This window comes from Pseudomonas sp. PS01270, assembly GCF_029959775.1.
GTDB lineage: Bacteria > Pseudomonadota > Gammaproteobacteria > Pseudomonadales > Pseudomonadaceae > Aquipseudomonas > Aquipseudomonas atacamensis.
On sequence record NZ_JASCPT010000189.1, the window covers coordinates 1 to 7,253 of the forward strand.

General features: G+C 59.9%; 10 protein-coding genes. 5 read left to right on the forward strand and 5 right to left on the reverse strand.

Features of this window, described 5'->3' with window-relative positions:
- Positions 1-77: 77 nt before the first annotated feature.
- The 4 genes from scpB to QMX86_RS26650 form a co-directional block, all read right to left on the reverse strand.
- Entirely contained in the window at positions 78-1,043 is a 966-nt protein-coding gene (gene scpB, locus QMX86_RS26635; RefSeq protein ID WP_282387194.1) for an SMC-Scp complex subunit ScpB, read from the reverse strand.
- A gap of 11 nt (positions 1,044-1,054) precedes the next feature.
- Positions 1,055-1,753, reverse strand: a complete 699-nt coding sequence (locus tag QMX86_RS26640) for a ScpA family protein (protein ID WP_174245102.1) — start codon at positions 1,751-1,753, stop codon at positions 1,055-1,057.
- A gap of 123 nt (positions 1,754-1,876) precedes the next feature.
- Positions 1,877-2,506, reverse strand: a complete 630-nt coding sequence (locus tag QMX86_RS26645; RefSeq protein ID WP_016771124.1) for an L-threonylcarbamoyladenylate synthase — start codon at positions 2,504-2,506, stop codon at positions 1,877-1,879.
- A gap of 13 nt (positions 2,507-2,519) precedes the next feature.
- Positions 2,520-3,383: a PHP domain-containing protein gene (locus QMX86_RS26650; protein WP_282387195.1), complete on the reverse strand. Its 864-nt coding sequence runs from the start codon at positions 3,381-3,383 to the stop codon at positions 2,520-2,522.
- Between the two features lie 87 nt (positions 3,384-3,470).
- On the opposite strand from QMX86_RS26650, the gene QMX86_RS26655 reads away from it, so the two are divergent.
- From QMX86_RS26655 to QMX86_RS26670, 4 genes are all read left to right on the forward strand, one after another.
- A complete protein-coding gene (locus tag QMX86_RS26655; protein WP_016771126.1) occupies positions 3,471-4,067 on the forward strand; it encodes a septation protein A in 597 nt (198 codons plus the stop codon).
- A gap of 1 nt (position 4,068) precedes the next feature.
- A complete protein-coding gene (locus tag QMX86_RS26660) occupies positions 4,069-4,368 on the forward strand; it encodes a YciI family protein (protein WP_016771127.1) in 300 nt (99 codons plus the stop codon).
- Between the two features lie 325 nt (positions 4,369-4,693).
- Positions 4,694-5,104: a translation initiation factor 2 gene (locus QMX86_RS26665; protein ID WP_016771128.1), complete on the forward strand. Its 411-nt coding sequence runs from the start codon at positions 4,694-4,696 to the stop codon at positions 5,102-5,104.
- A 7-nt stretch (positions 5,105-5,111) separates the two neighbouring features.
- Positions 5,112-5,789, forward strand: a complete 678-nt coding sequence (locus QMX86_RS26670; protein WP_016771129.1) for a response regulator transcription factor — start codon at positions 5,112-5,114, stop codon at positions 5,787-5,789.
- Positions 5,790-5,936: 147 nt separating this feature from the next.
- On the opposite strand, the gene QMX86_RS26675 is transcribed toward QMX86_RS26670, so the two are convergent.
- Positions 5,937-6,410, reverse strand: a complete 474-nt coding sequence (locus QMX86_RS26675) for a hypothetical protein (RefSeq protein ID WP_073472834.1) — start codon at positions 6,408-6,410, stop codon at positions 5,937-5,939.
- 265 nt (positions 6,411-6,675) lie between these two features.
- On the opposite strand from QMX86_RS26675, the gene QMX86_RS26680 reads away from it, so the two are divergent.
- On the forward strand, positions 6,676-7,128 hold the full coding sequence (locus QMX86_RS26680) for a Spy/CpxP family protein refolding chaperone (RefSeq protein WP_042607494.1): 453 nt from the start codon (positions 6,676-6,678) through the stop codon (positions 7,126-7,128).
- The last annotated feature ends 125 nt before the right edge of the window (positions 7,129-7,253 follow it).

Genomic DNA, 7,253 nt, shown 5'->3' on the forward strand with positions numbered 1-7,253 from the left:
ATAGCGGAGTGTCAGTCAACATCATTGGATCTGACCCACCGCAATCGCGGGCAAGCCCGCTCCCACAAGGATCCGGATCAATCGTGGAACTCGCGCCGTTCGGCTTCAATCGCCTCAGTCAGTGCGCGGGCTTCGGCTTCTTCTTCGCTGAGGTCCGGTTCCGGCTGTTCGAGGGCGGCGACAGCGGCCAGGAGTTTCTCGCGGGCCTCGGCGACACCCAGGACGTCCTCTTCCGGTTCGGCGTCAGGCGCCGCTTCAAGTTCAACTTCAGCTTCAACAATCGGCTCGATGATCTCAGGCTCGGGCACCGGCGCTTCGCCATCCACCGCATCGCGCAGCAAATCGTCGAAATCGGTTTTGATGCCCTCTTCCATGCTGTCCAGCTCCAGCAGCAGGGAATGGAAACTGGTTTCTTCCTTCTCCTCTTCCGGCTCCGCGCTGGCGTCGGCCAGTTCCTGCAGACTCTGCGGCACCGGCGCGTCGTCGAAGTCGAGCACCGGTTCGGCTTCCATCTCGCGCAGTTCGGCCAGCGGCGGCAGGTCTTCGAGGTTTTTCAGGTTGAAGTGGTCGAGAAACGCTTTGGTCGTGGCGAACATCGCCGGTTTGCCCGGCACGTCGCGGTAACCGACGACGCGAATCCACTCACGCTCGAGCAAGGTCTTGACGATGTTGCTGTTGACCGCCACGCCACGCACGTCTTCGATCTCGCCACGGGTGATCGGCTGGCGATAGGCGATCAGCGCGATGGTCTCCAGCAACGCACGGGAATAGCGCTGCGGGCGTTCTTCCCAGAGACGGCCGACCCACGGTGAAAACTTCTCGCGGATCTGCAAGCGATAGCCCGACGAGACTTCCTTGAGCTCGAAGGCACGGCCCTCGCAGGATTTGCCGAGCAGGGTCAGAGCTTTCTTGAAGACCGCCGGCTCCGGCCGCTCGCCTTCTTCAAACAGTTCATACAGGCGCTCAAGGGATTGCGGCTTTCCCGAGGCCAACAGAAAGGCTTCAAGCAGGGACGCCAGCTCGCGGGGTTCAGTCAGGTTCATACAGGGACTCGTTATTCGGCTCGGGCTCGCACGTGGATCGCGGCGAACGGCTCATTCTGCACCAGCTCGACCAAGGATTCCTTGACCAGTTCAAGGATCGCCATGAAGGTCACCACCACACCCAGGCGACCTTCTTCGGCGGTGAACAGCTCGACAAACGGCACGAAGCCGCCGCCCTTGAGCCGTTCCAGCACATCGCTCATGCGCTCGCGGGTGGACAGCGCTTCGCGACTGACCTGGTGGCTTTCGAACATGTCGCCACGGCGCAGGACTTCGGCCATGCACATCAGAATCTCTTCCAGCGCGACGTCGGGCAACAGCTTGCGCGCCCGCGCTTCCGGGGCGTCGAGCCTGGGCACGATCACATCGCGACCGACCCGACTCAGCCCATCGATACCTTCAGCGGCAGCCTTGAAGCGCTCGTATTCCTGCAAGCGGCGGATCAGTTCAGCGCGCGGGTCGTCTTCTTCATCTTCAACGGTTTCGGCGCGCGGCAGAAGCATGCGCGATTTGATCTCGGCAAGCATCGCCGCCATCACCAGATATTCGGCGGCCAGCTCCAGACGCACCGATTGCATCAACTCGACATAGCCCATGTACTGGCGGGTGATTTCCGCCACCGGAATGTCGAGGATATTGATGTTCTGTTTGCGGATCAGGTACAGCAGCAGGTCGAGCGGGCCTTCGAAGGCTTCAAGAAAAACTTCCAGCGCATCCGGCGGGATGTACAGGTCCAGCGGCATTTCCATGACCGCCTGACCATAGACCATCGCGAACGGCAGTTCCTGCTGGGCGCCGGCCTGGGGATCGACCACGGTTTCCACTGCGGACATTCAGGCCTCGACCATGAACGGCGTCGGATCGCCGCAACCAACGCGGACCACTTCCGGGTCGTCGCCGGTCAGGTCAATCACCGTTGAGGCCTTGATGCCGCCAAAACCGCCGTCGATGATCAGATCGACCTGATGCTCAAGCAACTGGCGCATTTCGTAGGGATCGCTGAGCGGGTCTTCATCGCCGGGCATGATCAGCGTCACGCTCATCAGCGGCTCGCCGAGTTCGGCCAGCAGCGCCAGCGCGATCGGATGGCTTGGCACGCGCAGGCCGATGGTGCGTTTCTTCGGATGCAGCAACAGGCGCGGCACTTCGCGGGTGGCGTTGAGAATAAAGGTGTAAGGCCCCGGCAGGTGCGCCTTGAGAATGCGGAAGGTGCCGGTGTCGATCTTGGCGTAATTGCCCAGTTGCGACAGGTCGCTGCAGATCAGCGCGAAGTTGTGCTTTTCATCGAGCTGACGCAGGCGTCGCACACGCTCGATGGCGGTCTTGTCGCCAATCTGGCAACCAATGGCGTAGGACGAGTCCGTGGGATAAATCACCACCCCGCCCTTGCGGATGATCTCGACCGCCTGTTTGATCAGGCGCGCTTGCGGGTTTTCCGGATGTATCTGGAAAAATTGACTCACATTCTCTACCTGTTCAGACGGCGGCAATATCTGTGTCATGTTTGAACCGACACCACAGGGGTGGAAGGTCCTCGGGAACCGGCCGGTACTGGCCGATCTCGGACCAGCCGCCAGGGCCATGGAAGTCACTGCCGGCGCTGACCAGCAGACCGAACTCACGGGCAAGGATCGCCAGGCTGCCCACCTGTTCTGCGGGCTGATGGCCATTGACCACCTCGATAGCATGCCCGCCTGCTTGAATATAGTCGGCAATCAGCTTTCGGCGCTTGCTACGGGTGAAATCGTAGTGCCATGGATGCGCCAGGCTGACCCAGGCTCCGGCGGCGCGCAGGGTGGCGACGGTGGTTTCCAGCGTCGGCCAGTGCAGTTTGACGTCGCCGAGTTTGCCGGCGCCGAGCCATTTGCGAAATGCCTCGGCGCGATCCTTTACATAACCTTCACGCACCATCCAGTCGGCGAAATGCGGCCGGGCCGGCGCGTTGCCGCTGTCGCCCAGTTCCTGCTGGATCTGCCGGGCGCCGTCGAGGGCACCGGGCATCCCCTTGAGTGCGAGCTTGCGGCTTATTTCTTCCGACCGCAGCCAGCGGCCATCGTGCAATTTGGCGATCGCTTCAACCAACGGCGCAGCGTTGACGTCGAAACCGTAGCCCAATACGTGAATGGTCGCCCCGCCCCAGGTGCAGGACAATTCGACGCCGTTGACCAGTTGCATGCCCAACTCGGTGGCAGCAGTACGCGCCTCGGCGAGCCCCTCAAGAGTGTCGTGGTCGGTCAACGCCAGGACTCGCACGCCGTTTTCGAACGCTCGCGCAACCAGAACCGCAGGCGCCAGGGCGCCGTCGGAGGCCGTGCTGTGGCAGTGCAAATCAACATTCACGGGGAGTTGTAACCTCAAATCAGCTGGCGCTATCGCGCGCCCATATGTTTGTTATTATGCCGCCACATCCAGCTTCTGGCTCTCACTGTGAAACAATTCATCGATTTCATCCCGCTTCTGCTGTTCTTCATCGTTTACAAACTTGATCCACGGGTCGTCGACATTGCCGGCCAGCAAGTGACCGTAGGCGGTATCTACAGCGCCACGGCGATGCTGATCATCAGTTCCCTGGTGGTGTACGGCGCGCTGTTCATCAAGCAGCGCAAGCTGGAAAAGAGCCAGTGGCTGACGCTGATCGCCTGTCTGGTGTTCGGCAGCCTGACGCTGGCCTTCCACAGCGAAACCTTCCTGAAATGGAAAGCGCCGGTGGTCAACTGGCTGTTCGCTGCGGCGTTCATCGGTAGCCACTTCATCGGCGATCGCCTGCTGATCAAGCGCATCATGGGCCACGCGCTGACCCTGCCAGACCCGGTCTGGACGCGCCTGAACATCGCCTGGATCGGCTTTTTCCTGTTCTGCGGCGCGGCCAACCTGTTCGTCGCCTTCACCTTCCAGAGCATCTGGGTCGACTTCAAGGTGTTCGGCAGCCTGGGCATGACCGTGCTGTTCCTGGTCGCACAGGGCGTTTACCTGTCGCGCCATCTGCATGACACCGATACCACAACGCCTAAAACCGAGGACTGACATGCTCTACGCCATCATTGCCACCGACGTTGCCAACTCGCTGGAAGCTCGCCTGTCCGCGCGACCGGCGCATCTGGAACGCCTGCAAGCGCTCAAGGGCGAAGGCCGCATCGTGCTGGCCGGCCCGCACCCGGCGGTCGACAGCAATGATCCGGGCGCAGCGGGTTTCACCGGCAGCCTGATCGTCGCCGAGTTCGACTCCCTGAGCGCCGCACAGGCCTGGGCCGATGCCGATCCGTACATTGCCGCCGGCGTCTACGCCAATGTGATCGTCAAACCGTTCAAGCAAGTCCTGCCGTAACCGACCTGTTGGAACAGTGAGGGATTAATGTGGCGAGGGGATTTATCCCCGCTGGGTGGCGAAGCCGCCCCAAAACCCATCCAACGCGCTGTGTCTGACACACCGCACGCTCCCATTTCAGGACTGCTACGCAGCCCAACGGGGCGGTGCGACGTTTCGCTAAACCCCTCGCCACAGAATATTCATCAGCCACAAATTATTTGTCAGCCACCAACATCACCTCCTGCGCACTGAACCTTCTCGCTTCTCATCCATCTCAATCGCTCATTATTCTCGTTTGCCTGCCGACAACCTGCCCAATATCCATTTGGAAACAGGTGTCGCGATGCGCAAGGGTCCGTTGTGTCTGATGTTGCTCACGTTGTCGATCATGGCCCCCGCCCATGGTGAGGAAACCACCGAAAGCGGCAGCTCCACGCCATTGTCATTGAGCGCCGGCAGCCAGATCACCGAGCTGCAACAGCGGCTCAAGGCCAGTGAGCAGCAGCGCGAAGAACTGAACAAACAACTGCAAAATGCCGACAACACTCGCGAAAGCGCCCAGCTCGCCCGGCTGCGCCAGGAGAACCAGCGTCTGAAGCTGCAACTCAAGGAAGCCCAGGCCAGCCCGCTGCCGCGTTTGCTGACCGACCAACAGCAGTGGTTCGTCACTGGCGCCGGGGTAGCGCTATTGGCGCTGCTCTGCGGTATCTTTGCCAGTGGTGCAAGCCGAAAACGTCGGCAATGGCTAAATTGAGTGAGTCATGAGCGAGCTGTTACTGATTGATGATGACCAGGAGTTGTGCGAACTCCTGAGTAGCTGGTTGAGCCAGGAAGGCTTCCAGGTGCGCGCCTGCCACGACGGCCAGAGCGCCCGCAAGGCGTTGGCCGAAACCGCCCCGGCGGCGGTAGTGCTGGACGTGATGCTGCCCGACGGCAGCGGTCTGGAACTGCTCAAGCAGTTGCGCAACGACCACGCCGACCTGCCGGTGCTGATGCTGTCAGCGCGTGGCGAACCGCTGGACCGCATCCTCGGCCTCGAACTGGGCGCCGACGATTACCTGGCCAAACCCTGCGACCCCCGCGAACTGACCGCGCGCCTGCGCGCCGTGTTGCGCCGCAGCCACCCGGCCGCCGTATCGACGCAACTTGAGCTGGGTGATCTGAGTTTCAGCCCGGTGCGCGGCGTAGTCAGCATCGACGAAAAAGAACTGACCCTGACCGTCTCCGAAAGCCGCCTGCTCGAAGCCCTGCTCAAGCAGCCCGGCGAGCCGCTGGACAAACAGGAACTGGCGCAACTGGCCCTCGGCCGCAAGCTGACCCTGTACGACCGCAGCCTCGACATGCACGTCAGCAATCTGCGCAAAAAAATCGGCCCCCACCCCGACGGCCGCCCACGCATCGTCGCGCTGCGTAGCCGTGGTTACTACTACAGCTTATAAGACCTGCGCCGTGTAGGAGTGAGCCTACTCGCGATGGCGGTGTGTCAGTCAACACACTCTTGTGCCATCGCGAGCAGCCTCACTCCAGAGGGGATCTGATCTTTTCCACGCTCTATGGGAATGCAGCCATCGGTGGCTTTGCAGTGGTTAATCGGGCATCGAACGAATAATGTCGGCCAAATCGTCCTTGGTTATCTCGTTGGCCTTAATGGCAGCGGCAATGTCTTTTTTGGAAAGTGGGAAACGCTTGAATATTTCTTGCAAAGTATTCGCATCAACATTTGCCAGCCAGAGCGGATCAATGAAAGAACCGCCGTACTCAGGCTTCATCGGTACTTCTTCGTGGGCAATCGTACCCTTATGATTGAGATACACCACATAACGATCATGCCCTTCAGGAAAGCTTTTATCGTGATATAGCGTAGTACCCTGCGGCAGCACGTAGTAATTTTCGTCGCCGTTTGGACCCTCGATCAGCAACGGTTCTTTAGTTTTGATCATCTTCATATCGTGCCCCTGCGAACCATGATCAAAAATCAGGAATGCCAAAAAAATCGCATTGACCGATAAAGCTGCCATCAGCCATGGGCCGAGTTGCCTGGTAAACGTTTTATTAGTCATAAGGAAGCTCGGTATTCGCTTTGTTAAGGCACGCAGCCGTTGTTCTTTCGCTGAGCGACAATGTCGTCTAAATGAGTGATCACAGCCTCGGCCCGTGCATTATCCAAAAGATCGCAGCCTTCAGCACCTCCTGCACTGGATATGTGTAAGGCCGGGCACGAAGCGTCTTTACCGAAGCTTTACGCTGCGCTGACCGCCGCTGACCTTGATCTGCGTAATCTGCACTCATCCGGAACGTACCGGGAACGAGACAAGGAGATACACCATGCGCAAGACTCTTATCGCTCTGATGTTCGCTGCCGCTCTGCCAACCGTGGCCATGGCCATGCCGCAGGATGGCGGTCCGCTGGGTGGTCCGCTGGATGGCCCGCGCCACGGCGGTCAGATGCACGGCGGCATGCACGGCAAAGGTCCGTACAGCCAGCTCGATCTGACCCGCGAACAGCGCGAGCAGATTCGCAAGATCATGGGCGAGCAGATGCACGAGCGTAAGCAGGTGGTCGACAAGTACCTGGAGAAACTCTCGCCGGCCGACCAGAAAGCCATGAAGGACGAGATCGCGGCCAACCACAAGAAAGCCGAGTCCGATGTCCGGGCATTGCTGAAACCTGAGCAACAGAAGCAATTCGACGAGATCCAGAAGAAACGCGCCGAACGCCGCGCCGAATGGGCCGAGTTCAAGGCCTGGAAAGCGCAGCAGGCACAAAAGGCGCAATAATGTTCTGACGTCAGGCTCGACGGTTCACCCCGTCGGCCTGTTTTCATCATTTACTGTGGGAGCGAGCTTGCTCGCGAAAGCGGTGTATCAGACGCAGAAATGTTGACTGACATACCGCATTCGCG